This window comes from Brevundimonas diminuta (genome assembly GCF_022654015.1).
Classification (GTDB): domain Bacteria; phylum Pseudomonadota; class Alphaproteobacteria; order Caulobacterales; family Caulobacteraceae; genus Brevundimonas; species Brevundimonas diminuta_C.
The window spans coordinates 529,562-554,473 of the sequence record NZ_CP073063.1 but is presented as its reverse complement, the minus strand read 5'-3'; the positions used below and the strand labels follow the sequence as shown (position 1 = coordinate 554,473).

22 protein-coding genes are annotated in these 24,912 nt (G+C 67.2%); 12 read left to right on the top strand and 10 right to left on the bottom strand.

Annotated features, from left to right (window positions below; all coding sequences use genetic code 11):
• The first annotated feature begins 62 nt into the window (after positions 1-62).
• Complete coding sequence (gene mdh / locus KAK88_RS02635; RefSeq protein ID WP_045809972.1) at positions 63-1,025, top strand: malate dehydrogenase; 963 nt, start codon at positions 63-65, stop codon at positions 1,023-1,025.
• A gap of 84 nt (positions 1,026-1,109) precedes the next feature.
• On the opposite strand, the gene KAK88_RS02630 is transcribed toward mdh, so the two are convergent.
• Together KAK88_RS02630 and zapE are read right to left on the bottom strand one after the other, a co-directional pair.
• Complete coding sequence (locus KAK88_RS02630) at positions 1,110-1,610, bottom strand: YbjN domain-containing protein (protein WP_242077763.1); 501 nt, start codon at positions 1,608-1,610, stop codon at positions 1,110-1,112.
• Between the two features lie 35 nt (positions 1,611-1,645).
• Entirely contained in the window at positions 1,646-2,737 is a 1,092-nt protein-coding gene (gene zapE / locus KAK88_RS02625) for a cell division protein ZapE (protein WP_242077762.1), read from the bottom strand.
• A gap of 141 nt (positions 2,738-2,878) precedes the next feature.
• Between zapE and KAK88_RS02620 the strand changes: the two genes are divergently transcribed.
• From KAK88_RS02620 to KAK88_RS02610, 3 genes are all read left to right on the top strand, one after another.
• Positions 2,879-3,925 (top strand): aspartate-semialdehyde dehydrogenase, encoded by a 1,047-nt coding sequence (locus tag KAK88_RS02620; protein ID WP_205682335.1) that lies wholly within the window; start codon positions 2,879-2,881, stop codon positions 3,923-3,925.
• 144 nt (positions 3,926-4,069) lie between these two features.
• The gene (gene rarD, locus KAK88_RS02615) at positions 4,070-4,996 is read left to right on the top strand and encodes an EamA family transporter RarD (protein ID WP_242077761.1); all 927 of its coding nucleotides are present in this window, start codon (positions 4,070-4,072) and stop codon (positions 4,994-4,996) included.
• A 25-nt stretch (positions 4,997-5,021) separates the two neighbouring features.
• Positions 5,022-6,536, top strand: coding sequence for a DHA2 family efflux MFS transporter permease subunit (locus tag KAK88_RS02610; RefSeq protein WP_242077760.1), 1,515 nt, complete (start codon positions 5,022-5,024; stop codon positions 6,534-6,536).
• On the opposite strand, the gene KAK88_RS02605 is transcribed toward KAK88_RS02610, so the two are convergent.
• The 6 genes from KAK88_RS02605 to KAK88_RS02580 form a co-directional block, all read right to left on the bottom strand.
• A complete protein-coding gene (locus KAK88_RS02605; RefSeq protein ID WP_242077759.1) occupies positions 6,521-7,654 on the bottom strand; it encodes a serine hydrolase domain-containing protein in 1,134 nt (377 codons plus the stop codon). The two genes, KAK88_RS02610 and KAK88_RS02605, sit on opposite strands and share 16 nt — an antisense overlap.
• Positions 7,655-7,739: 85 nt before the next feature.
• A complete protein-coding gene (locus tag KAK88_RS02600) occupies positions 7,740-8,009 on the bottom strand; it encodes an ATP synthase F1 subunit epsilon (RefSeq protein WP_039243854.1) in 270 nt (89 codons plus the stop codon).
• A gap of 2 nt (positions 8,010-8,011) precedes the next feature.
• Positions 8,012-9,547 (bottom strand): F0F1 ATP synthase subunit beta, encoded by a 1,536-nt coding sequence (atpD, locus tag KAK88_RS02595; protein ID WP_242077758.1) that lies wholly within the window; start codon positions 9,545-9,547, stop codon positions 8,012-8,014.
• A 37-nt stretch (positions 9,548-9,584) separates the two neighbouring features.
• Entirely contained in the window at positions 9,585-10,463 is an 879-nt protein-coding gene (locus KAK88_RS02590) for a F0F1 ATP synthase subunit gamma (RefSeq protein WP_242077757.1), read from the bottom strand.
• A gap of 32 nt (positions 10,464-10,495) precedes the next feature.
• Entirely contained in the window at positions 10,496-12,028 is a 1,533-nt protein-coding gene (atpA, locus tag KAK88_RS02585) for a F0F1 ATP synthase subunit alpha (protein WP_242077756.1), read from the bottom strand.
• A gap of 106 nt (positions 12,029-12,134) precedes the next feature.
• Positions 12,135-12,689, bottom strand: coding sequence for a F0F1 ATP synthase subunit delta (locus KAK88_RS02580; RefSeq protein WP_242077755.1), 555 nt, complete (start codon positions 12,687-12,689; stop codon positions 12,135-12,137).
• 345 nt (positions 12,690-13,034) lie between these two features.
• On the opposite strand from KAK88_RS02580, the gene KAK88_RS02575 reads away from it, so the two are divergent.
• Together KAK88_RS02575 and KAK88_RS02570 are read left to right on the top strand one after the other, a co-directional pair.
• Positions 13,035-13,862, top strand: a complete 828-nt coding sequence (locus tag KAK88_RS02575; RefSeq protein WP_066629030.1) for a TerC family protein — start codon at positions 13,035-13,037, stop codon at positions 13,860-13,862.
• 5 nt (positions 13,863-13,867) lie between these two features.
• Positions 13,868-14,641: a glutaminyl-peptide cyclotransferase gene (locus KAK88_RS02570; RefSeq protein ID WP_242077754.1), complete on the top strand. Its 774-nt coding sequence runs from the start codon at positions 13,868-13,870 to the stop codon at positions 14,639-14,641.
• Between the two features lie 61 nt (positions 14,642-14,702).
• On the opposite strand, the gene katG is transcribed toward KAK88_RS02570, so the two are convergent.
• The gene (gene katG, locus KAK88_RS02565; RefSeq protein WP_242077753.1) at positions 14,703-16,973 is read right to left on the bottom strand and encodes a catalase/peroxidase HPI; all 2,271 of its coding nucleotides are present in this window, start codon (positions 16,971-16,973) and stop codon (positions 14,703-14,705) included.
• A gap of 145 nt (positions 16,974-17,118) precedes the next feature.
• Between katG and KAK88_RS02560 the strand changes: the two genes are divergently transcribed.
• The 3 genes from KAK88_RS02560 (at position 17,119) to KAK88_RS02550 (ending at position 19,809) form a co-directional block, all read left to right on the top strand.
• Positions 17,119-18,018: a hydrogen peroxide-inducible genes activator gene (locus KAK88_RS02560; RefSeq protein ID WP_066553170.1), complete on the top strand. Its 900-nt coding sequence runs from the start codon at positions 17,119-17,121 to the stop codon at positions 18,016-18,018.
• 72 nt (positions 18,019-18,090) lie between these two features.
• Positions 18,091-18,342 carry a hypothetical protein gene (locus KAK88_RS02555; protein ID WP_055807296.1) on the top strand — a complete coding sequence of 84 codons (252 nt, stop codon included), beginning with the start codon at positions 18,091-18,093 and terminating at the stop codon, positions 18,340-18,342.
• Between the two features lie 93 nt (positions 18,343-18,435).
• Entirely contained in the window at positions 18,436-19,809 is a 1,374-nt protein-coding gene (locus KAK88_RS02550; RefSeq protein ID WP_242077752.1) for an NAD-dependent succinate-semialdehyde dehydrogenase, read from the top strand.
• Between the two features lie 77 nt (positions 19,810-19,886).
• Here the strand turns inward: KAK88_RS02550 and acnA are convergent, their stop codons facing one another.
• Entirely contained in the window at positions 19,887-22,613 is a 2,727-nt protein-coding gene (gene acnA, locus KAK88_RS02545; protein ID WP_242077751.1) for an aconitate hydratase AcnA, read from the bottom strand.
• A 208-nt stretch (positions 22,614-22,821) separates the two neighbouring features.
• Between acnA and ccmA the strand changes: the two genes are divergently transcribed.
• From ccmA to KAK88_RS02530, 3 genes are read left to right on the top strand one after another with little or no spacing between them, the layout of a single operon-like run.
• Positions 22,822-23,445, top strand: a complete 624-nt coding sequence (gene ccmA / locus KAK88_RS02540; RefSeq protein WP_242077750.1) for a heme ABC exporter ATP-binding protein CcmA — start codon at positions 22,822-22,824, stop codon at positions 23,443-23,445.
• A complete protein-coding gene (gene ccmB, locus KAK88_RS02535; RefSeq protein ID WP_242077749.1) occupies positions 23,442-24,152 on the top strand; it encodes a heme exporter protein CcmB in 711 nt (236 codons plus the stop codon). Before ccmA ends, ccmB begins: the two co-directional genes overlap by 4 nt.
• Before the next feature lie 39 nt (positions 24,153-24,191).
• Positions 24,192-24,911 carry a heme ABC transporter permease gene (locus KAK88_RS02530; RefSeq protein ID WP_242077748.1) on the top strand — a complete coding sequence of 240 codons (720 nt, stop codon included), beginning with the start codon at positions 24,192-24,194 and terminating at the stop codon, positions 24,909-24,911.
• Position 24,912: the final 1 nt, after the last annotated feature.

Sequence of the window (24,912 nt, the reverse complement as noted above, 5' to 3'; positions counted from 1 at the left end):
GAGGGGTCTAGACCGCCCGCACGATTAATCCCCTTTCGCACACGCAATAAACGGAGACATCCATGGCTCGCGCGAAGATCGCCCTTATCGGCGCCGGCATGATCGGCGGAACCCTGGCCCACGTGGCCGCGCGCGAAGCCCTGGGCGACGTGATCCTGTTCGACATCGCCGAAGGCACCCCGCAGGGCAAGGCGCTGGACATCGCCGAGGCCTCGGCCGTCTTCGGCCAGGACGTGGCCCTGAAGGGCGCCAATGACTATGCCGACATCGCGGGCGCCGACGTCTGCATCGTCACCGCCGGCGTGCCGCGCAAGCCGGGCATGAGCCGCGACGACCTGATCGGCATCAACCTGAAGGTCATGAAGGCCGTCGGCGAGGGCATCAAGGCCCACGCCCCCAACGCCTTCGTCATCTGCATCACCAACCCGCTCGACGCCATGGTCTGGGCTCTGCAGAAGTTCTCGGGCCTGCCCAAGGAGAAGGTCGTCGGCATGGCCGGCGTGCTCGACTCGGCCCGCTTCGCCTACTTCCTGGCTGAAAAGACCGGCGTGTCGGTCCAGGACATCCACGCCTGGACCTTGGGCGGTCACGGCGACGACATGGTGCCGATGGTGCGCCACTCGACCGTCGGCGGCCTGCCCCTGCCGGACGCCGTCGCAGCCGGCTTCCTGTCGCAGGACGAGCTGGACGCCATCGTCGAACGCACCCGCAAGGGCGGCGGCGAGATCGTGGCCCTGCTGAAGACGGGCTCGGCCTTCTACGCCCCGGCTGAATCCGCCATCGCCATGGCCAAGTCCTATCTGCTGGATCAGAAGCGCGTCCTGCCCTGCGCCGTCTGGCTGTCGGGCGAGTACGGTCTGTCGGACCTCTACGTCGGCGTTCCCGCCCTGATCGGCGCCGGCGGCGTTGAGAAGATCGTCGAGTTCACCACCAACGACGAAGAAAAGGCGATGTTCGAAAAGTCCGTCGCCTCGGTCCAGGGCCTGCTGCAAGCCTGCAAGGACATCGATTCCTCGCTGGCTTAAGCGGCGCGACCATCGAATGACGAAGGGCCTGCGAGCGATCTGCAGGCCCTTTTTCTTTTCCCTTCTCCCGTTGGGGGAGGCAGCTCATCGCGGCGCGACGTAGCCCATGCCTGCCGCAAACTTGGGCAGCAGTTGCAGCCAGACCGTCAGCGGGTCCGCCAGTTGCGCCACGCCTTCGCCCGACAGCACGACGACGTCGTACTGCACCGTCGCCGTCGGCGTTTCGGCGGCGGTGTGGAAGGCCTTTAGATAGCGGTTGTCGCGGTTCCAGGCGTTGACCGCATCCAGCGTCGCCCCGGCGCCCGGCACCACGGCGCTGAACTGAACCTCGCCGCAGCCAACCGCCTCGCATCCGTAGAAGAAGACCGCCCAGGTCAGGCCCGCATTGGTCACGGCGAAGAAGGTCAGGCCGTTCTCGGTCTGCACCGGACCGACCCGCCCGCCCAGCCCGGCGATCCACGTCGCGACCTCGGCCGGCGTCAGCCCGCGACTGGCGGCAGACGGCGCCGTCTGGGCGAACGCTCCTCCCGCCGTCAGCGGCGATAAGGTCAAAGAAAGGGCGGCGGCGAGGGCGAGACGGCGCATGAAGACACTCCGAAGGTCAGCCGACACCCTAGTCATCACTCGCGAACGTGCGCCAGCCAGTCCTTGCTTTGCATTTCGTTGAAGCGCGACACGGTGCGCTCGAACTCGAACGCCCCCACCCCTTCGGTATAGAGGGCCTCCGGCTTGGCCGCCGCCAGCACGATCAGCTTGGTCTTGGCCTCATAGAGGGCGTCCACCAGGGTCACCAGACGCCGCGCCTCGTGGTGGTTGGCCGAACTCAGGATCGGCACGTCCTCCAGGAACAGGGTATGGAACCGCTGGGCGATGGCCAGATAGTCCTGCGGCCCCAGCGGCCTGGCGCACAGCTCCGCGAACGTCGCCCGCGCCATCGACCCCACGGTGCGCTCCAGCACCACATCGCGGCCCAGTACGCTCAGGTGCGCCGGCTCCTCCGGTTCGCCCCCCTTCAGCTCGCGCCATAACGCCTCGAACGCCGCGCGGTCGTCTGGCGTGTGCCAGACCTGGGCCGAGGTCATCCGATCCAGCCGCCAGTCCCGCGCCCCGGCCGTCTCCACGACCACGCAGCGCTCGCGGATGATGTCGATGAAGGGCAGGAAGAGCTGACGATTGATGCCGTTCTTGTAGAGGTCCTCCGGTGCGCGGTTCGAGGTGATGGCCAGCACCACCCGATCCTCGAACAGGGCTTCGAACAACCGGCCCAGGATCATGGCGTCGGCGATGTCGGTGACCTGCAGTTCGTCGAAACACAGCAGCCGGGCTTCCGACGCGATCAGCTTGGCGATCGGCGGGATGGGGTCGTCGCCCTTATGCGTGCCGAACACGGCCTTGCGGGTCTTCGCATCCCCCTCGCGCCACTGTTTCACCAGGTCGTGGATGCGGGCCATGAAGGCGTGGAAGTGCGCGCGCGTCTTTCGCGGCTCAGGCGTCGCCGAATAGAACAGGTCCATCAGCATCGACTTGCCGCGTCCGGGAGGGCCGTAGAGATAGACGCCCCGCACCTCCGGCGCCTTGCCGAACAGGCCGCGTTTGGCCAGATCGACCTCCAGCCGCTCCAGCGCCGTGATCACGCTCTCCTGCGCCGGATCGGGCGTCAGCACGCCCTCTTCCACGCGGATGTCGTAGGCGTTGCGGATACGGGAGGTCATGGGAGGACTGCTTAAAGCCCGGCACAGTGAAAAGCGATTGCTTCACAGCCCTGAACGCCTATTTGCAGGGCCATCACTACAATGCGCTCAAGCAGCGAGGCCCCGTGGGCCCAGCGGTAGCGCGTCCGAAGGACAAGAAACATGGGTTATCGCGTCGCCATCGTCGGGGCCACGGGCAATGTGGGCCGCGAAATGCTGAACATCCTCGAGGAGCTGGAATTCCCCGTCGATGAAATTCACGCCATCGCCTCGCGCAAGTCCAAGGGCGTCGAGGTCTCCTTCGGCGACAAGACCGTCAAATGCCAGGACATCGAACAGTTTGACTTCTCAAAGGTCGACATCGTCCTGATGTCCGCCGGCGGCGCGGTGTCCAAGGAATGGTCCGAAAAGATCGGCAAGGCCGGTCCCATCGTGATCGACAACTCCTCGGCCTTCCGCAAGGACGCCGACGTGCCGCTGATCGTGCCCGAGGTGAACCCGGACGCCATCAAGGACGCGACCAAGAAGAACATCATCGCCAACCCCAATTGCTCGACCATCCAGCTGGTGACGGCGCTGAAGCCGCTGCACGACGCGGCCAAGATCAAGCGGGTGGTGGTCTCGACCTATCAGTCGGTGTCCGGCGCCGGCAAGGAAGGCATGGACGAGCTGTGGAACCAGACCAAGGCCATCTATGGCCTGGGCGACGCCACGCCCAAGAAGTTCCCCAAACAGATCGCCTTCAACGTCATCCCCTACATCGGTTCCTTCCTCGAGGACGGTTCCACCGACGAGGAGAAGAAGATGTCGGACGAGACGCACAAGATGCTGGACCCCGACATCCAGGTCACCGTCACCTGCGTGCGCGTGCCCGTCTTCGTGGGTCACTCCGAGGCCGTGAACGTCCAGTTCGACCGCCCCATCGAACCCGACGAGGCCCGCGCCATCCTGCGCGAGGCGCCGGGCGTGCTGGTCATCGATAAGCAGGAGCACGACGGCTATATCACCCCCGTCGACGCGGCCAGCGAACACGCCGTCTATGTCAGCCGCATCCGCAAGGACCCGACCGTCGAGAACGGCCTGAACCTTTGGGTCGTGTCCGACAACCTGCGCAAGGGCGCCGCCCTGAACGCCGTCCAGATCGCCCAGCTGCTGGACGAGACGGGCGTGATCAAGTCGTCGTCGGGATATCGTTCGATCACGGTCTGATCCTCACTTTCGTCATCCTCCGTCTTGCCCCGAGGACCGGATGTTGCGCCGCTGGTGCGAACGAGCGACGCATAGACGCCCGCCGCGCCCGATCCTCGGGTCAAGCCCGAGGATGACGGCAAGGGGGTGAAAGGAATACGCGCCATGAGCGCCACCCCCTCTCCCAACGACCCCCGCGCCGTCGGCACGGCCATCGCCTGCTACACCCTGTGGGGGCTGCTGCCGCTGCTCTTCATGGCGATGGCCGCGCACGGCTTCGGCGCGCCCGAAATCCTGGCGCACCGGGCGGTCTGGTCGGTCTTCGTGGCGGGCCTGGTCCTGCTGCTGGCCGGGCAATGGGGAGAGGCGCGCCGCGTGCTGGCCACGCCGCGCACCCTGGCCTGGCTGGCCCTGTCCGCGCTGCTGATCGGCACGAACTGGAGCCTCTACGTCTTCGCCACCACGCACCATGCGACGCTGGAGGCCAGCCTCGGCTACTATATCAATCCCCTGCTCAACATGGCGGCCGGCGCCGTGCTGTTCCGCGAGAAGATCGACCGCTGGAGCGCGCTCGCCATCGGTCTGGCCGCCATCGGGGTCGTGATCCAGACCATCGCCCTGGGCCATGTGCCGATCATCGGCCTGACCCTGGCCGTCACCTTCTGCGCCTATGCGGTGATCCGTAAGCGCGTGCCCGCCTCGGCCCAGACCGGTCTGTTCGTGGAATGTCTGGTGCTGCTCCCCATCGGTGCGGTCTTCCTGGCCTGGTTGACCACCCACGGTCAGGCGGTCGGGTTCGCCTCGCCGTCCGGACTGATATGGGCGCTGGTGAACGGCCCGGCGACCGTGATCCCGCTGGCGCTGTTCGCTTGGTCGGCGCGGCGCCTGCCCCTGTCCACGGTGGGTTTCATCCAGTTCCTGGCCCCGACGCTGCAGTTTGCCTGCGGCGTCGCGACCGGCGAGCCGCTGACCCTGCTGCGGATCGTCTCCTTCGTCTTCATCTGGGCCGGCGCCGGCGTCTTCGCCCTGGCCGCCTTCAATCGCAGCCGCGCCGCACGCGAGGCGTTGAAGACCACGGCGGAACCGGCGTAGCCTTCGCCCACACGGAGGCGAGGCCATGACGACCGCCCAACCGGGCCCTTGCGAAGGCGGACAGGTCCACGCCGCCGCCGAACCGGCCCATCCGCTGTCGGCAGCGCGCAAACGCTGGGTGCTGGCTGCGACGGTGCTGGGCTCCAGCCTGACCTTCATCGACGGCTCAGCGCTGGGCGTCGCCCTGCCCGCCGTGCAGCGGGATCTCGCGGCCGGCACTGCGGCGGTCCAGTGGGTGTCGAACGCCTATCTGCTGACGCTTGGCGCCCTGGTTCTGATCGGCGGCGCGGCCGGCGATCGGTTTGGCCGTCGGCGGGTCTTTCTGATCGGGGTCGCGATCTTCGCCCTGGCCTCCATCGGCTGCGCCCTGGCCCCCACCGTCCAGGCTCTGGTCGCCGGCCGGGCGATCCAGGGGATCGGCGCGGCCCTGCTGACGCCCGGCGCCCTGGCGGTGATCGGCGCGACCTTCCCGCCCGAGGAGCGCGGCAAGGCCTTTGGAACCTGGGCCGGGTTCGGGGCCCTGACCGGCATGGTCGGGCCGCTGATCGGGGGCTGGCTGGCCGACGCCGCCGACTGGCGCGCCATCTTCTGGATCAATGTCCCGCTGGCGATCCTGACCGCCGTCGTGACCCTGACCGCCACGCCCGAGAGCCGCGATCCCGACGCGCGCGGTCTGGACGGTCTGGGCGCGGTTCTGGCCGTCGCCGGCCTGGGCGCCCTGACCTGGGCCCTGACCGCCGCGCCCGATCTGGGGTTCGCATCGCCCGTGATCCTGGCCGGACTGGTCGGGGGCGCGGCGCTGCTGGCCGCCTTCGTCTGGGCCGAGGCGCGCCAGAGCCACCCGATGATGCCGCTGGGCCTGTTTTCGTCCTCGGTATTCAGCGGGATCAATTTGCTGACCCTGCTGCTCTATTTCGCCTTGGGCGGGGCGATGTTCTTCCTGCCCTTCGATCTGATCCGCGTTCACGGCTGGAGCGCGACCGAGGCCGGCGCGGCCATGCTGCCCTTCGCCGCCGTCATGGGCCTGTTCTCCGGCCTGGCGGGACGGGTCGCCGATCGGTTTGGCGCGCGTCTGTCGCTCAGCGTCGGGCCGGCCCTGGCCGGGATCGGACTGGCGCTCCTCGCCGTGCCTGCGCCGGGCGCGGGCTATGTCGACGGACCGCTGGCGGGGATGACGGTGCTGGCGATCGGCATGACCCTGGCGGTCGGGCCGCTAACGGCGACGGTCATGGGAGCGGTCAAGGCGGGCCACACCGGCGTGGCCTCGGGCGTCAACAATGCTGTGGCGCGCGTGGCCAGCCTTCTGGCCGTCGCCCTCCTGGGCCTGGTGCTGTCGGCGGTCTTCGCCGGGGTCGCCAACCTGCCTGACGCGCGCGCCCAGCTGGCCCAGGTCATGTCGGGCGGCGAGATCACGCCGGTCGTGCGCGACGCTTTCCATGCGGCGTTCCGGGCCGTGATCCTGACATGCGCCGCTTGCGCGGGCTTGGCCGGCCTGATCGGCCTGCTGACCGCGCCCGGCCAGGCTCAGAAAGCGGCGTAAAGCGCGTCCAGCAACCGTTTGGGCCGGGGGTCGCCGATCAGGTGCGGCGACTGGCGCGTCATCACATAGGCCGCCGACAGCTTCCGCGACGGATCCGCCATGGCCATCGACCCGCCCCAGCCATAATGGCCGAAGGCGTCGTTCGGCCCGAACACCTTCAGCCCGTCATTGCGCATCAGCCCCGCCGCCCAGCTGATCGTATAGGGCAGCACCTTGTCCGGCCCGTGGATGCGCTCGCGCGTCAGCTGATCCAGTGTTCCCGCCGACAGCACCGACCGGCCGCCCAGCGCGCCGCCATTGGCGACCGCGCCCAGCATCTTCGCCAGCCCCAAGGCGCTGCCGTGCAGATTGGCCGAGGGGATCTCCATCTCGCGCCAGGCCGCCGAACCGCGCCCGCCCGGCGCCGAGCCGCGATCCAGGAAGGCCGCCTGTTTGATCGGATCGATGGTTCCCAGGCTGGGCGCCGCCGTGGGCTTGCGCATCTGCGCCACCCGTTCATGCTCGCTTTCCGGCAGGCCGATCCACAAGTCCAAGTCGGGGAAGTCCTGACGGAGCGCCTGGCCCATCGTCCTCCCGGTCGCCCGGCGATAGACCTCATTGGCCAGATAGCCGACGGTGATCGGGTGATAGCCAGACGCCGTGCCCGGCGCCCACATCGGCGCCTGGGCCGCCAGACGCGCCAGCACCGCGGACACATCGAACCATATCGTCGGATCGACCGCCTCGGAAAAGCCCGGCAGCCCCGACTGGTGGCTCATCAGCTGAGCGACGGTGACGTCCGCCTTGCCCGCCGCGCTGAACTCGGGCCACAGCGAGGCGACCGTCTGGTCATAGTCGATCTGCCCGGCCTCGACCGCGCTCGCCATCAGAATGGCCATCACCGCCTTGCCGGTCGAAAACACCGAGGTCAGGGTCGTATCGGTGAACGGCGTCGTCCTGGCCGTATCCGCATGGCCCGCCCACAGGTCGACGACCGCCTCGCCTTCGACCAGCACGCTGAACCGCGCCGCCTGCTCGTTCAGCCCCTCGGGCGCCTCGGTGAAGTTGGCGGCGAACGCGTCGCGCACGGCCTCAAAACCGGGTGCGCAGACGCCGTGGATGTCGATGAGATCGGTCATGGGCCGGTCCTAGCGCGCCCGCCGCCCACGAAAAAGGCCTCCCGCCGAAACGGGAGGCCTCAAATCGTTCGATCCATCGACAGGCTCAGGCCGCGACGACCTCGGTGGCCTGTTCGGCCAGAATGGTCAGGCCTTCGCCGTTCACGTCAGCGAAGCCGCCGTGAACGTCGTACTGGGTCTTTGAGCCGTTGTTATAGACGGTCACCAGACCCTCGCGCAGGGCGGTCATGAAGGGCGCATGGTCCGGCAGAACGCCGAAGTCGCCCTCGACGCCCGGTGCATCGACCTGGTCCACGAGGCCGGAAAAGACCTCGCGTTCCGGCGAGACGAGAGAGAAGTTCAGCTTGCCGGCCATGATCAGGCTTCCGACGCCATCTTCTCGGCCTTGGCGACGGCCTCTTCGATGGAGCCGACCATGTAGAAGGCGGCTTCCGGCAGGTGGTCGTAGTCGCCGGCGACGATGCCCTTGAACGAACGGATCGTGTCTTCCAGCGAGACGAACTTGCCGGGCGAACCGGTGAACTGCTCGGCCACGAAGAAGGGCTGCGACAGGAAGCGGCTGATCTTGCGGGCGCGGGCCACGACCAGCTTGTCCTCTTCGGACAGCTCGTCCATGCCCAGGATGGCGATGATGTCCTTCAGGCCCTTGTAGGACTGCAGGACTTCCTGGACCGAACGGGCGACGTTGTAGTGCTCTTCACCGATGACCAGCGGGTCCATGATCCGCGAGGTCGAGTCCAGCGGGTCCACGGCCGGGAAGATGGCCTGGGCGGCGATGTCACGCGACAGAACGGTCTTGGCGTCCAAGTGGGCGAACGAGGCGGCGGGCGCCGGGTCGGTCAGGTCGTCGGCCGGGACGTAGATGGCCTGGATCGAGGTGATCGAACCCTTCTTGGTCGAGGTGATGCGCTCTTGCAGGTTGCCCATCTCGGTGGCCAGCGTCGGCTGATAGCCCACGGCCGAGGGGATGCGGCCCAAGAGAGCCGACATTTCCGAACCGGCCTGCGTGAAGCGGAAGATGTTGTCGACGAACAGCAGAACGTCCTTGCCCTCTTCGTCGCGGAAATATTCCGCCTGGGCCAGGCCGGTCAGGGCCACGCGGGCGCGGGCGCCGGGGGGCTCGTTCATCTGGCCGTAAACCAGGGCGCACTTGGAGCCTTCGGTCGAGCCGCCGTTCTTGGTCGGGTCCACGTTCACGTTGGACTCGATCATTTCGTGATACAGGTCGTTGCCTTCGCGGGTGCGCTCGCCCACGCCGGCCAGAACCGAATAACCGCCGTACGCCTTGGCGATGTTGTTGATCAGTTCCTGCATGGTGACGGTCTTGCCCACGCCGGCGCCGCCGAACAGGCCGGTCTTGCCGCCCTTGGTGTAGGGGCACATCAGGTCGATGACCTTGATGCCCGTGACCAGGATTTCCGACGAGGTGGATTGTTCTTCGAACGACGGCGCCTCGCGGTGGATCGGGCGATACAGGTCGGTCTTGATGGGGCCCTGTTCGTCGATCGGCTGGCCGACGACGTTCATAATGCGGCCCAGGGTGCCGGGGCCGACGGGCGCCTGGATCGACGAACCGGTGTCTGTCACGGGCTGGCCGCGCGTCAGGCCTTCGGTCGTGTCCATGGCGATGGTGCGGACCATGTTCTCACCCAGGTGCTGGGCGACTTCCAGCACCAGTGTGAAGGGCTCGCCCGTCTTCTGGTCGACGTTCTGGGTGTGCAGGGCGTTCAGGATCGCCGGCAGCTGGCCGTCGAACTCGACGTCCACGACGGCGCCGATGACCTGGGCGATCTTGCCCGTGCCGGCGGCGTTGACGGGAGCGGCGTCCGGAGCGGCCTTCTTGGCGGCGGGCTTGCGGGCTGCGGGTTTCTTGGCGGCGACGGTGTCGGTCATGGTCAGGGTCCGTATCGGAATGTCTGTTCGGTCGGGATCAGAGGGCTTCGGCGCCGGCGATGATCTCGATCAGCTCGGTGGTGATCTGGGCTTGGCGCTTGCGGTTGTACTGCAGCGTCAGGGCGTTGATGAGGTCGCCCGCATTACGCGTCGCGTTGTCCATCGCCGCCATCTGCGAGCCGAAGAAGCCGGCCTGGTTCTCATACAGCGCGGCCAGGATCTGGGTCGTCAGCGCGCGCGGCAGCAGGGTTTCCAGGATTTCCTCTTCCGAGGGCTCGTATTCATAGACCGCGCCGTTCAGGTCGATCGGCTGGGCATCGCCATCAACCACGGCCGGGATCAGCTGCTTGCCAGTCGGGACCTGTTGGATCACCGACTTGAACTGGCTGTAGAACAGGGTGACCACATCGGCCTGACCCTCTTCGAACGCCGTGGCGATCATTTCGGCGACCGGCTGGGCTGACGGCAGGCCGACGGTCTTGTGCTCGCTCAGTTCGAAGGTGTGGATCACCTTGTCGCCGTACAGACGCGCCAGCTGGTCGCGCGACTTCTTGCCGACGGCGATGATCTTCACGTCCTTGCCGGCGTTGATCAGGCTGTTGATCCGCTCGCGCGCGGCGCGGATGACGTTGGTCGAGAAACCGCCCGCCAGACCCTTGTCCGCCGTCGCCACCACGATCAGATGGCGCTGATCCTGGCCCGTGCCGGCCAGCAGCTTGGGCGCGTCGGCGCCCGAGACGCCGGCGGCCAGATTGGCGATGACCGAGGCCATCTTCTGCGCATAGGGCCGGGCGCTTTCGGCCTGGTCCTGGGCGCGCTTCAGCTTGGCCGCGGCGACCATCTGCATGGCTTTCGTGATCTTCTGCGTGGCTTTCACGCTTCCGATCCGATTGCGCATTTCCTTGAGGCTGGCCATCCGGCGCTACTCTCTCAGCTTACCAGACGGGTTCAGGCGAAGGTCTTGACGAAGGCGGCCAGGATGTCCTTCAGCTCGGCTTCGAGGTCCGAGGTCAGGTCCTTCTTGGTGCGGAGGCCTTCCAGCAAGGAGGCGTGGTTCGCATGGATGCGCGCCAGCAGCTCCTTCTCGAAACGACCCACGTCGCCGACGGCGATGCCGTCGATATAGCCGCGCGTGCCGGCGTAGACCGAGACGACCTGCTCTTCCATCGCCAGCGGCGAATATTGCGGCTGCTTCAGCAGTTCCGTCAGACGGGCGCCGCGCGCCAGCAGCTTCTGGGTCGAGGCGTCCAGGTCCGAGCCGAACTTGGCGAAGGCGGCCATCTCGCGATACTGGGCCAGTTCGCCCTTGATCGAACCGGCGACCTTCTTCATCGCCTTGGTCTGGGCCGACGAGCCGACGCGCGACACCGAGATGCCGACGTTCACGGCCGGACGGATGCCCTGATAGAAGAGGTCCGATTCCAGGAAGATCTGGCCGTCGGTGATCGAGATCACGTTGGTGGGAATGTAGGCCGAAACGTCGTTGGCCTGGGTTTCGATGATCGGCAGGGCGGTCATCGAGCCCGAACCGTAATCCTCGTTCAGCTTGGCCGAACGCTCCAGCAGGCGGCTGTGCAGATAGAAGACGTCGCCCGGATAGGCTTCACGGCCGGGCGGACGGCGCAGCAGCAGCGACATCTGGCGATAGGCCACGGCCTGCTTGGACAGGTCATCATAGACGATCAGGGCGTGCATGCCGTTGTCGCGGAAGAACTCGCCCATGGCGGTGCCGGCGAACGGAGCCAGGAACTGCAGCGGGGCCGGCTCCGAGGCGGTGCAGGCCACGACGATCGTGTATTCCAGCGCGCCGGACTCTTCGAGGGTCTTGACGATCTGGGCGACGGTCGAACGCTTCTGACCGATGGCGACGTAGATGCAGTAGAGCTTGGCGCTCTCGTCGTCGGTCTTGTTGACGTTCTTCTGGTTCAGGATGGTGTCGATGGCGACGGCGGTCTTGCCGACCTGACGGTCGCCGATGATCAGCTCGCGCTGGCCGCGGCCGACGGGGATCAGGGTGTCGATGGCCTTCAGGCCGGTCTGCATCGGCTCGTGAACCGACTTGCGCGGGATGATGCCGGGCGCCTTGACGTCCACGCGGCGACGCTCGGTGAACTCGATCGGGCCCTTGCCGTCGATCGGCTCGCCCAGCGGGTTGACGACGCGGCCCAGCAGGCCGCGGCCGACCGGCACGTCCACGATCTCGCCCAGGCGGCGCACGTCGTCGCCCTCGGCGATGGCGGCGTCGGCGCCGAAGATCACGGCGCCCACATTGTCGCGTTCCAGGTTCAGGGCCATGCCCTTCACGCCGGCCTTGGTGAACTCGACCATTTCGCCGGCCTGGACATTGTCCAGACCGTGGATGCGGGCGATGCCGTCGCCGACCGACAGCACGCTGCCGACGTCGGAGACATCGGCTTCGACGCCGAAGTTGGCGATCTGCGACTTGAGGATGGCCGAGATTTCAGCGGCGCGGATGTCCATGACGGGCTCTCTGTTCTTCAGTCTTCTGCGGGTGCGCCGTTCAGGCGCGCATTCTGGGTGGCGGGAGCGCGTTTAGGCGCGCAACATTTTGGTTTCTGAAACGAGTCTAGGCTCGTTTCAGGGCGAACTTCATCTGGTCGAGTTTGGTCTTCAGCGAGGCGTCGAACAGTTTCGACCCCACCTTGACCTTCAGGCCGCCCAGGATCGACGGATCGACGCGTGCGGTCAGTTCCGGCGCCTTGCCCAGGCTCTTGGACAGGGCGGCGGTGATGGCGGCGACCTGTTTGTCGTCCAGCGGCTGGGCCGAGACGACCTCGGCGGCGACGACGCCGGCGTGTTTGGCGTAGCGGGCCTCAAACCCGGCGATCACGGCCGGCAGGTCCTTGGCGCGGCCGTTCTGCGACAGCAGGCCCAGGAAGTTTGTGGTGGTCTGCTCGAACTTGGCCTTGGCGGCGATGGCGACCAGACCCTTGGCCTGGTCGGGCGCGGCGATGACGGGCGATGTGGCCAGGCGACGCAGGTCGGCGCTTTCGGTCCAGGCCGCCTTCAGCGACTTCAGGTCGGCGCGGACGGCGTCCAGGCGGCCGGTTTCCAGCGCCAGGTCGAACAGCGCCTGTGCGTAGCGATCGCCGACTTCCGTCGTTCTGAAATCATCAGCCACTGATTAGGGTCCGAGGTCGTTGTGTCAGGGTCGCAACCGACTGCGAGGCTCGCAACGGTCAAAAGCTTGAAATGCTTACGGAAAGCACGACGGAGGCCGTATCCGTAAATACGCCCCCTTCAAGCCGGGCGCCTGATAGCACGGGGTTTCGCCGCTCGCAACATTGCGTGAAGGCGCGCCGATGCCGCAGGGCGAGAGCGCGCCGCCGTTTCCTTCCACACAGCGTAGGAAGGGCGACTGCGCCCAAGGGGGGTGCGACCATGACGCCGCACCCCATCGCTTGCTTGGAACCCGCGTCGGCCCTAGCGCTTTCCGCTCAAGCTTTATCCACCATCTGGAACCCCAATGCTCGACAGCATAACTCCCCTGCTCTCCGATCCGGCCGCCTGGGCTGCATTGGTGACCCTCATCGTGATGGAGGTCGTGCTCGGCATCGACAACCTGATCTTCATCTCGATCCTGTCGAACAAACTGCCCGAGCATCAGCGGCAGAAGGTGCGGCGCATCGGTATCGGCTTGGCGCTGGTCATGCGTCTGGCCCTGCTGTCGATCATCGCCTGGCTGGTCGGTCTGGTGCAGCCGGTCTTCACCGTCATGGGCAATGAATTCTCGTGGAAGGACCTGATCCTGATCGCGGGCGGTCTGTTCCTCGTCTGGAAGGCCACGAAGGAAATCCACCACACGGTCGATCCCACGCCCAGCCACGACGTCATGGACAAGAAGGACGTGGTCATCGCCAACGCCGGCGCGGCCATCTTCCAGATCATCCTGTTGGACATCGTGTTCTCGATCGACTCGATCCTGACCGCCGTCGGCATGACCGAGCACCTGCCGATCATGGTCGTCGCCGTCCTGGTCGCCGTGACCGTCATGCTGCTGGCCGCCGACCCGCTGGCCAACTTCATCAACAAGAACCCCAGCGTGGTCATGCTGGCGCTCGGCTTCCTCCTGATGATCGGCATGGTGTTGATCGCCGACGGCTTCGGCTATCATGTGCCCAAGGGCTACATCTATGCGGCCATGGCCTTCTCGGCCGGTGTTGAGGCGTTGAACATGCTGGGTCGCAAATCCGCATCCAAGAAGGAAAAGGCCGAACTGGCCCGCAGCGAGGCCAACGCCGCCGAGGCCCGCGCCCAAAAGGCCGAGGCCGAAGCCGCCGCCGAGCGGGGCTGAGCCTCATGATGCGCCTGTCGTCCCGGCTCGCCGGCCTCGTCGCCGGCCTGCTGCTGACGACAGGCGTCGCCCTGCCGGTCAGGGCCGAAGTCCCGGTCCAGTCTTACGAGGTCGTGCGGGCCTATCCGCACGACCGGTCGGCCTTCACCGAAGGCCTCTTCTTCCACGACGGCGACCTTTACGAGAGCACGGGCCTTTATCCGTCCTTCATCCGCAAGGTCGATTTGGAGACCGGCCGCGTGGAGCGTCAGCGCGACCTGCCGACCATCTATTTCGGCGAGGGCATGACCACGCTGAACGGCAAGCTTTACAGCCTGACCTGGCGCAACCACATCGGCTTCATCTGGAAGCTGGACGATTTCTCGCCTCTGGGCGGTTTTTCCTATCCGGGCGAGGGCTGGGCCCTGACCACCGACGGCCGCCGTCTGATCATGAGCGACGGCACCGATCAGTTGCGCTTCCTCGATCCCGAGACCCTGGCCGAGACCGGCCGCGTCTCCGTCACCGCCGACGGCCGGCCGCTGGATCAGATCAACGAGCTGGAATGGATCGACGGCGAGGTCTTCGCCAATATCTGGCAGGACAACCGCCTCGCGCGCATCGATCCCGAGACCGGCGTGGTCAAGGCCTTTATCGACCTGACCGCCCTGGTCCCCAAGGGCGCCAACCTCGACCCCAACGACGACGTCCTGAACGGCATCGCCTGGGACGCAACCGGCAAACGCCTGTTCGTCACCGGCAAACGCTGGCCGCAACTGTTCGAGATCAAGCTACGCTAGAAAAGCCAAAGGCCGGACGCGTCTTCAGCGCCCGGCCCTCAGCCTTCAGTTTGGGTCAGCTTCAACCGTGCAGGTCGAACCGGTCCAGCTCCATCACCTTGGTCCAGGCCGCCACGAAGTCCGAGACGAACTTCCCTTCGGCGTCGGCCCCAGCATAGACCTCGGCCAGCGCGCGCAGCACGGCGTTGGAGCCGAACACCAGATCGACACGCGTGCCGGTCCACTTGGCTTCGCCCGTCTTGCGATCGCGGCCTTCGAACACGTCCTTGGCGTCCGAGGTCGCCGCCCACTTCACGTCCATGTCCAGCAGGTTGACGAAGACATCGTTGGACAGCACGCCCGGCCGCTCAGTCAGCACGCCATGCGTCGCGCCGCCCGTATTGATGTTGATCGCTCGCAGGCCGCCGATCAGCACCGTCATCTCCGGCGCCGTCAGCGTCAGCCGCTGCGCCTGATCGATCAGCAGCGACTCGGCCGGCACGGCATAGCGGGCCTTCTGGAAGTTGCGGAATCCATCGGCGACCGGCTCCAGATAGCCGAAGGATTCAACATCCGTGTCCGCCTGGCTGGCGTCCGTCCGGCCGGGCGTGAACGGCACGCTGGCGTCGTGGCCCGCCGCCTTGGCCGCCTGCTCGACGCCCGCGTTGCCGGCCAGCACGATCAGGTCGGCCAGGGACACCTTCTTGCCGCCCGTCTGCGCCTGGTTGAACTCGGTCTGGATGCGCTCCAGCGTCTTCAACACCCGGTGCAGCTGTTCGGGCTGGTTGATGGCCCAATCCTTCTGCGGTGCCAGGCGAATGCGGGCGCCGTTGGCCCCGCCCCGCTTGTCCCCGCCGCGGAAGGTCGAGGCCGAGGCCCAGGCCGTGCCGACCAGTTCGGCAGTACTCAAGCCCGAGTCCAGCACCTTGGCCTTCAGAGCCGCCGCGTCCGTCGCGTCGATCAGCGGGTGATCGACCTCCGGCACCGGATCCTGCCACAACAGGACTTCGCTCGGGACTTCCGGCCCGACGTAGCGCGAACGCGGCCCCAGATCGCGATGCGTCAGCTTGAACCAGGCCCGCGCAAAGGCGTCGGCGAACGCTTCCGGATCGTTCAGGAACCGGCGCGAGATCTTCTCGTATTCCGGGTCGAACCGCATCGACAGGTCGGTCGTCAGCATGGTCGGCCGTTTCTTCTTGGCCGGATCGTGGGCGTCGGGGATGATCTCGCCCGCGTCCTTGGCGACCCACTGGTGCGCGCCCGCCGGAGACTTCTCCAGCTCCCATTCGAAGCCGAACAGGTTTTCGAAATAGAAGTTGCTCCATTGGGCCGGGGTCTGGGTCCAGGTGACTTCCAGGCCGCTGGTGATGGCGTCGGCGCCGTGTCCCGTGCCGAAGCTGGAGGTCCAGCCCAGGCCCTGCGCCTCCAGGCCGTCGCCTTCCGGCTCTGCGCCGACGTGGTCGGCCGGTCCCGCGCCGTGCGTCTTGCCGAAGGTATGGCCGCCCGCGATCAGGGCGACCGTCTCCTCGTCGTTCATCGCCATCCGGGCGAAGGTGTCGCGGATGTCGCGCGCCGCCGCGATCGGATCGGGATTGCCGTCCGGCCCTTCCGGATTGACGTAGATCAGGCCCATCTGCACGGCGGCCAGCGGGTTCTCCAGATCGCGCGAGTGCTTATCGCCGTCCGCATTGTCATCGCTGACAAGTACGGCCTCATCGCCCGGCTTCACCACCCCATCCGAGCCGTGGGCATAGCGTTCGTCGCCGCCCAGCCAGGTCGTCTCGCGACCCCAGTAGACGTCCTGATCCGGCTCCCAGGTATCGGCGCGGCCGCCGGAGAAGCCGAAGGTGCGGAAACCCATCGTCTCCAGCGCGACGTTGCCGGTCAGGATCATCAGGTCGGCCCAGGAGATGGCCTGGCCGTACTTCTGCTTGATCGGCCAAAGCAGCCGGCGCGACTTGTCGATATTGACGTTGTCGGGCCAGGAGTTCAGCGGCGCGAACCGCTGCTGGCCCCGCCCGCCGCCGCCCCGACCATCGCCGACGCGATAGGTGCCGGCGCTGTGCCAGGCCATGCGGATGAACTGCGGGCCATAATGGCCGAAGTCCGCCGGCCACCAATCCTTGGAGTCCGTCATCAGCGCGCGCAGATCCGCCTTCAGCGCCTCATAGTCCAGCTTGGAAAAGGCCTCGCGGTAGTCGAACGACTCGCCCAGCGGATCGGACTTGGCCGAATGCTGGTTCAGCAGATCGACCCGCAGCTGGTTGGGCCACCAATCGCGGTTCTGAACGCCGCCGCCTGCGACCGACCGGGGCGTCCGGCCGGAAAAGGGGCATTTGGCTTCGTCGGTCATGGTGTTTTCTCCCTGCTGCTCTGGCGCACGACGGCGAGCGATTTTCCATCGCCCTGTAGATGATGGGGTCATACGACACGGGTCAAACGGATAAAGCCAATCGATTATCCTTGGCGTCAGCATAGGACGGGCCTATTTCTCTCCCATGCTCCCCACGTTGCGTCAGCTCCAGTATCTCAAGCTCCTTGCCGAACACGGCAGCTTCTCGCGCGCCGCCGAGGCCGCCCACGTCAGCCAGCCCGCACTCAGCGCCGGGGTGCAGGAGCTTGAGCGCATCCTGGGCGCGCCGGTGGTCGAACGCGCGCGCGGCGCCGTGATCATGACCGCCGTCGGAGCGGAGGCCGTTCGCCGCGCCGAGGACGTCCTGGCCCGCACCGAGGATCTGGTCGAGGCGGCCAAGAACGCCGGCCGCCTGCTGTCCGGCCGCTTCCGCCTGGGCGTCATCCCGACCGTGGCCCCCTTCCTGCTGCCCGCCAAACTGCCGTCGGTGAAGGCCGCCTACCCCAGCCTGAAGCTGTTTATCCGCGAGGATCTGACGCCCCGGCTGATCGCGGCGCTGAAGGCGGGTCAGATCGACGCGGCGGTCATCGCCCTGCCCTATGATGCGCCGGGCATCGCCCACGCTCGCATCGGCGATGACGAGATCATGGCCGCCGCCCCCGCCGACCATGCCCTGGCCGCGCCCGGCCCCATCCGTCCCGGCTCGCTGCGGGCCGAGGATCTGATCCTGCTGGAGGACGGCCATTGTCTGCGCGACCACGCTCTGGCGGCGCTGGACATCGAGGCCCCGCGCGGCGACGACGTCTTTGCGGCCACCAGCCTACACACACTTGTCCAGATGGTCGGCTCGGGCCTCGGCGTCTCCTTCCTGCCCAAGATGGCGGTTCAGGCCGGACTGGCCGACAACCCGTCCGTCGCCATTCGCGCCTTCGAAAACCAGGCCGACGGCGCCCCGCCCCACCGCGAGATCGTCGTCGCCTGGCGCGCCGGCTCCAGCCGCGCAGCCGAGGCCCGGCTGCTGGCCGAGGCCCTGAAGCTAGAGTGAAACGAGGGTGAAACCGGACTGACGCTCGATTGATCGATTGACCTGAACGCCGAACAGGTCGCTTGGAAGCGGATGGCAACCGAAACCGTCTATATCGTCCAGGCCTATGTCCAGGGCCGGGGCAAGGCCCTGCGCGCAGAACCCCAGGTCGGCTGCAAGGACGCCGAAGAGGCGCGTCGCAAGGCCGAACGGCTGGCGCCGTTGCGTCTGGGCGTCGTCGCCTTCGCCGTCTCGGCCGACACCGAAATGGGCGACTACGACGAAGAGCCGACCATCCTCTTCAAATCCGGCCAGCTGCCGCCGCCGTTCAGCGATCCGGACTGACGGCCAGGCAACCCGCCCCGACAGGTCGCGTTTGCCTTCCTGACAACGGATCGGCGCCGCCCCGGGCGTCCGACCGAAGCTTCAGGACGCCCCATGGCCTATCGCACCCTCAATCCCTTCACCGAACAACTGGTCGAGGGCTATCCCGAACACACCGACGACGCCGTCGAGGCCGCCCTGGCCAAGGCCGACGGCCTGTTCCATTCGGATTGGTCCAAGGGCGACATCCAGCCGCGCCTCGCCGTGCTGAAATCCCTGTCGGGCCTTCTGACCGCAAACCGCGACGAGCTGGCCCGCACCATGGCCGAGGAGATGGGCAAGCCCCTGGCTCAGGGGCAGGGCGAGATCGATCTGTGCGCCGGCATCGCCGCCTACTATGCCGAGAAGGCCGCCGATTTCCTCAAGCCCGAAAAGATCGCCAGCGAACTGGGCGAGGCCTGGGTCGAGTTTCACCCGATCGGCGTGCTGCTGGCGGTCGAGCCGTGGAACTTCCCGATCTATCAGCTGATCCGCGTGGTGGCTCCCGCCATCGCGGTCGGCAATCCCGTGCTCTACAAGCACGCGGGCATCGTGCCGCGCTGCGCCGCCCGGTTCGCCGAACTGGTGCGCGACGCCGGCGCGCCCGAAGGCTTCGTCGCCAACCTCTACATCTCATCCGAAAAGGTCGCCGAACTGATCGGCGACGACCGCATCCAGGGCGTGGCCCTGACGGGTTCCGAGGGCGCCGGCGCCAAGGTTTCGGCCCGCGCTTCGGAAATGCTGAAGAAGTCCACGCTGGAACTGGGCGGCAGCGATGTCTTCGTGGTTCTGGACGACGCCGACCTCGAAAAGGCGGTCGCGGCGGGCGTCGAAGGCCGCCTGTCCAACGCCGGACAGGTCTGCACAGGCTCCAAACGCTTCATCGTTCAGAAGTCGGTCTCCGACGCCTTCATCGCCGGCTTCGTCGAGGGCATGAAGACCGCCGTCATGGGCGACCCGCTGGACGAGGCGACCGACCTGGGTCCGCTGTCGTCCGAGGATGCGCTGAAGACCCTGACCAAACAGGTCGAGGAGGCGATCCAGCACGGCGCCAAGGCGGTGACCGGCGGAAAGCCCGCCGACCGCACCGGCTTCTTCTACGAGCCGACCGTCCTGACCGACGTCGCGCGCGACAACCCGGCCTTCTATCAGGAGTTCTTCGGCCCGGTGGCTCAGGTGTTTGTGGTCGAGGACGACGATGCGGTCGTGGCCCTGGCCAACGATTCCCACTTCGGCCTGGGCGGCTCGATCTTCTCGGGCGACACCGACCGCGCCCGCAAACTGGCCTCGCGCATTGAGACCGGCATGGTCTTCATCAACACCACCACGACCTCCATGCCCGAACTGCCGTTCGGCGGCGTCAAACGCTCGGGCTTCGGCCGCGAGCTGGGCGATGTCGGCATCAAGGAGTTCGTGAACCGCAAGCTGGTGGTCGTCAGCGCCGACTGACCACCGCCTTTCGGCAAACGGAAAAGGGCCGGCGGATCGCTCCGCCGGCCCTCTTTCTTGTCTGGACGAACCGCGACCTATTCGGCGGCGATCGGCGCTTCGGTTTCCGGGCCGCGCGCCAGGTTGCGCAGCACATAGGGCATGACGCCGCCGGCCAGCAGATAGTCCAGCTCGGTCTGGTTATCGATGCGGCAGCGGACCGGGAAGCGGGCCATCTTGCCGTCCGACGGGCGGAACAGCTCGACCCACAGGTCCTGACGCGGCTTCAGCTTGCCGATGTTGGCGTCCGACAGGCCGCGGATCGTGACGATCTCCTCGCCCGTCAGGCCCAGCTTCAGCCAGCCGTCCTGCTTGAACTGCAGCGGCACGACGCCCATCCCGACCAGGTTGGAGCGGTGGATGCGCTCGAAGCTTTCGGCGATGACGGCGCGAACGCCCAGCAGACGCGTGCCCTTCGCCGCCCAGTCGCGCGACGAGCCGGTGCCGTATTCCTTGCCGGCGAAGACGACCAGCGGGCGGCCTTCCGACTGATACCGCATGGCCGCGTCATAGATCGACATGGTGTCGCCCGACGGGAAGTGCTTGGTCACGCCGCCTTCGATCTCGGGCGTGATGCGGTTCTTGATGCGGATGTTGGCGAATGTGCCGCGCATCATGACTTCGTGGTTGCCGCGACGGGCGCCGTAGCTGTTGAACTCGGCCGCCTCGACGCCGTGGTTGGTCAGATAGACGCCGGCGGGCGAGGTCTTCTTGATCGAACCGGCCGGGCTGATGTGGTCGGTGGTGATCGAGTCGCCGAAGATGGCCAGAACGCGGGCCTCGACCACGTCCTGAACCGGGGTCAGGTCCATCGACAGGCCGTCGAAATAGGGCGGGTTGGCGACGTAGGTCGAGCTGTCGTCCCACTCATAGGTCTGACCGCCGGTGACCTTGATGGCCTGCCAGTGCTTGTCGCCCTTGAACACGTCCTTGTAGCGTTTGGCGAACATGGCCGGGGTGACGGACTTGCGCTGGATGTCGGCGATTTCCTGGGTGGTCGGCCAGACGTCCTTCAGGAAGACGTCGTTGCCCTTCTTGTCTTGGCCGATCGGGTCCTTGGTGATGTCGATCCGCATCGAGCCGGCGATGGCGTAGGCCACGACCAGCGGCGGCGAGGCCAGATAGTTGGCCTGGACGTCCGGGTTCACGCGACCTTCGAAGTTGCGGTTGCCCGACAGGACCGAGGTGGCGACCAGGGCGTTGTCGTTGATCGCCTTGGAGATGGCCGGATCCAGCGGACCCGAGTTGCCGATGCAGGTGGTGCAGCCATAGCCGACCAGGTTGAAGCCCAGGGCGTCCAGATCCTTCTGCAGGCCGGCGTCGGTCAGATAGTCGGTCACGACCTGCGAGCCGGGGGCCAGCGAGGTCTTGACCCAGGGCTTGGCCTTCAGGCCCAACGCATTGGCCTTGCGCGCCACCAGACCGGCGGCGATCAGCACCGACGGGTTGGAGGTGTTGGTGCAGGAGGTGATGGCCGCGATGACAACGTCGCCGTCGCCGACGGTGAACTTCTCACCCTCGACCTCGGCGCGCGGGGCGTCGGCCGGGCGGGCGAAGACGTCGGTCAGGGCGGTTTCGAAGGCCGGGGCGGCGGTGGTCAGTTCGACACGGTCCTGCGGACGCTTCGGACCCGCCAGCGACGGCACGACGGTCGAGATGTCCAGTTCCAGAACGTCGGTGAAGACCGGGTCTTCCGAGGTCTCGTCGATCCACAGGCCCTGCGCCTTGGCGTAGGCTTCGACCAGGGCGACGCGCGCCTTGTCGCGGCCCGTGGCGGTCAGATAGCCGATGGTGGCGGCCGAGACGGGGAAGAAGCCGCAGGTGGCGCCGTATTCCGGCGCCATGTTGGCGATGGTCGCCTGGTCCTCGATCGTCATGTTCGGCAGGGCGTCGCCGAAGAATTCCACGAACTTGCCGACCACGCCCTTCTTGCGCAGCATCTGGGTGACGGTCAGCACCAGGTCGGTCGCCGTCGTGCCTTCGGGCATCGTGCCCGTCAGCTTGAAGCCGATGACCTCGGGGATCAGCATCGGGATCGGCTGGCCCAGCATGGCCGCCTCGGCCTCGATGCCGCCCACGCCCCAGCCCAGGACGGCCAGGCCGTTGATCATGGTGGTGTGGCTGTCGGTGCCGACGACGGTGTCGGGATAGGCGACGGTCTTCTTGCCTTCGTCCAGGGTCCAGACGGTCTGGGCCAGGTTCTCCAGGTTCACTTGGTGGCAGATGCCGGTGCCGGGCGGCACGACGCGGAAGTTGTTGAAGGCCGACGAACCCCAGCGCAGGAAGTTGTAGCGTTCGATGTTGCGCTCGTATTCGCGCTCGACGTTCTGGCCGAAGGCTTTGGACGTGCCGAAGTTGTCGACCATGACCGAGTGGTCGATGACCAGATCGACCGGCACCAGCGGGTTGATCTTGGCGGCGTCGGCGCCCAGGGCGCTCATGGCGTCGCGCATGGCGGCCAGATCGACCACGGCCGGCACGCCGGTGAAGTCCTGCATCAGCACGCGGGCCGGACGGAAGGCGATCTCGTGCTCGACCGAGCCCTTGTTCTCGACCCAGGCGGCGACGGCCTTCAGGTCGTCTTCGGTGACGGAAACGCCGTCCTCGTTGCGCAGCAGGTTCTCCAGCAGCACCTTCATCGAGCGCGGCAGGCGGGAAATCCCGGTCAGACCGGCTTCCTCGGCGGCGGGAAGGCTGTAATAGGCGTATTTCTTACGCCCGACGGAAAGGTCCTGGCGGGTCTTGAAGCTGTCGATCGACGGCATGGAGAGTTCCTCTGGTCAGCGCCGCCCGACAATCCGGTTGCGCCTTCGCGCGGCAGACGCAGCGGCTCACAGGGCCCCTGCGCGCGCGGCGAAAGCCTGCTGCGGCGACCGTGCCTATAGCCCCGCCACGCCGCACCGTCCATGTGTCCACACCCCTGACGTGGACATTGAGAAGGGTTCGCAGATTTGGCGCGGCGGGTGAAACGCGATGATCCACGCCCTGACCCTCTCCGGCCTGACCGTCTCGCGCGGCGAGCGGCGATTGTTCGACGGTCTCGACCTGACCTTGCGCGCCGGCGAGGTGCTGGCCCTGACGGGCGCAAACGGGGCGGGCAAGACCAGCCTGCTGCGCGCGATCGCGGGCCTGTTGCGGCCCGACGCCGGGACGGTCGCTTTCCAGGACGGCGACGGCAATCGGCTGGACGAACGACAGGCGCGTGGACGCGAAACCCATTTTCTCGGCCATCTGGACGGGCTGAAGGGCGGCCGAACCGCGCGCGAAGAGTTGGGGTTTCAGTGCGACTGGTTGGGCCACACCCAGTACGGTGTCGACCACGCCGTCGAGGCTTTCGGCTTGAAGCCCCTGCTGGACCTGGAGGTCCGGCGTCTTTCGGCCGGTCAGCGCCGTCGCCTGGCCATGGGGCGGTTGGTCGGATCGCCGCGCGCCCTGTGGCTGCTGGACGAGCCGATGGCGCCGCTGGACGCCCGCTGGCGCGAAGCCTTCGCTGAACAGATGCAGCGACATCTGGACGCCGATGGCCTGATCATCGCCGCCGTCCACGACCCCCTGCCGCTGCCGACCCGCTCTCTCGATCTGGGGGCGCTGAAGTGAGCCGCCGCGATGTCGATCAGGAACCGCGCCCGCCCGGCCTGCGCGGCGCGACGCGCGTGCTGCTGGAGCGCGAACTGGATCTGGCCTGGGGCGGGGGCGGCGGCCCCTTGCTGGCGTGCGGCTTCTTCGCCTGTCTGACCGCCATTCTGCCGCTGGCGGCCGGCGGCGATCCGCGCACGCTCGGCCCCGTCGCCGGCGGCGTCGCGTGGTTGGCCCTCGCCCTGGCGTCCCTGCTGTCGCTGGAGCGGCTGTTCGAGCGTGACATGGAGGACGGGGCGCTGGATCTGCTGGCCCTCGGCCATCTGGCGCTGGAGCAGGTCGTCCTGATCAAGGCCTTGGCCCAGTGGATCGCCGTCGGTCTGCCGCTCGCCCTGACCGCCCCCGTCGCCGCCCTGGCGCTGGGACTGCCCGCATCGCTGACGCCGCTCGTCGCCGTGACCGCCCTGATCGGCGGCGCGGGCTTCGCCTTCACCGGCGCGCTGGGCGCCGCTCTCGCGCTGGGAGCCAGGCGTGGCGGGCTGCTGATCGCCGTCGTCGTCCTGCCGCTGTTCATTCCGCCGGTCGTCTTCGGCGCCGGGGCGTTGGAGCGCGCCGGATCGGGCCAGCCGGTCGGCCCGGCGTTGGCCTTGCTGTGCGCCTACGTCCTGTTCGCCGCCGTCGTCGCGCCCTTCGCCGGGGCCGCCGCCGTTCGCAACGCGCAAGGGTGAGCTTGCCCGCCGCCCCTTCGCCGCGTAAGCGCTGAACCGATGTTCGGCCTGTCCAATCCGCAGCGCTTCATGGCCTTCACCGGCCCGTTGACGCCCGTTCTGTGGGGGCTCGCCGCCGTGCTGCTGGGCGTCGGCGCCTGGCTCAGCTTCACCGTTCCGGCCGATTATCAGCAGGGCGACACGGTGCGGATCATGTTCGTCCACGTGCCTGCCGCCACCCTGGGCCTGGGCGCCTATGCGGCGCTGGGCGTATCCAGCTTTTTTGCGCTGGTCTTCCGCCACGCCCTGGCCGACGCCGCCGCCCGCGCCGCCGCCCTGCCGGGCGCCGCCTTCACGGCGCTCGCCTTATTCACCGGCTCGCTGTGGGGTCAGCCGATGTGGGGGACCTGGTGGGTGTGGGACGCGCGCCTGACCAGCGTTCTGGTGCTGTTTCTCTTCTACCTCGGCTATATCGCGCTGAGAGCCTCGATCGACGACGAGCAAAAGGCCGGACGCGCCGCTGCCGTCCTGGGCCTGGTCGGCCTGATCAATCTGCCGATCGTGAAATTCTCGGTCGACTGGTGGAACACCCTGCATCAGCCCGCCAGCTTCCTGACCCCCGGATCGTCGGGGCTGGACCCCGTCTATCTGCCGCCCTTTCTGACCATGCTGGCGGCCTACGGGGTTCTGTTCCTCGCCCTGTGGCTGACCGCCATCCGCACCGAAATCCGCCGCCGCCGCGTCATGACCCTGCGCGCCCGTCTGGCTCAGGAGGCCTGAC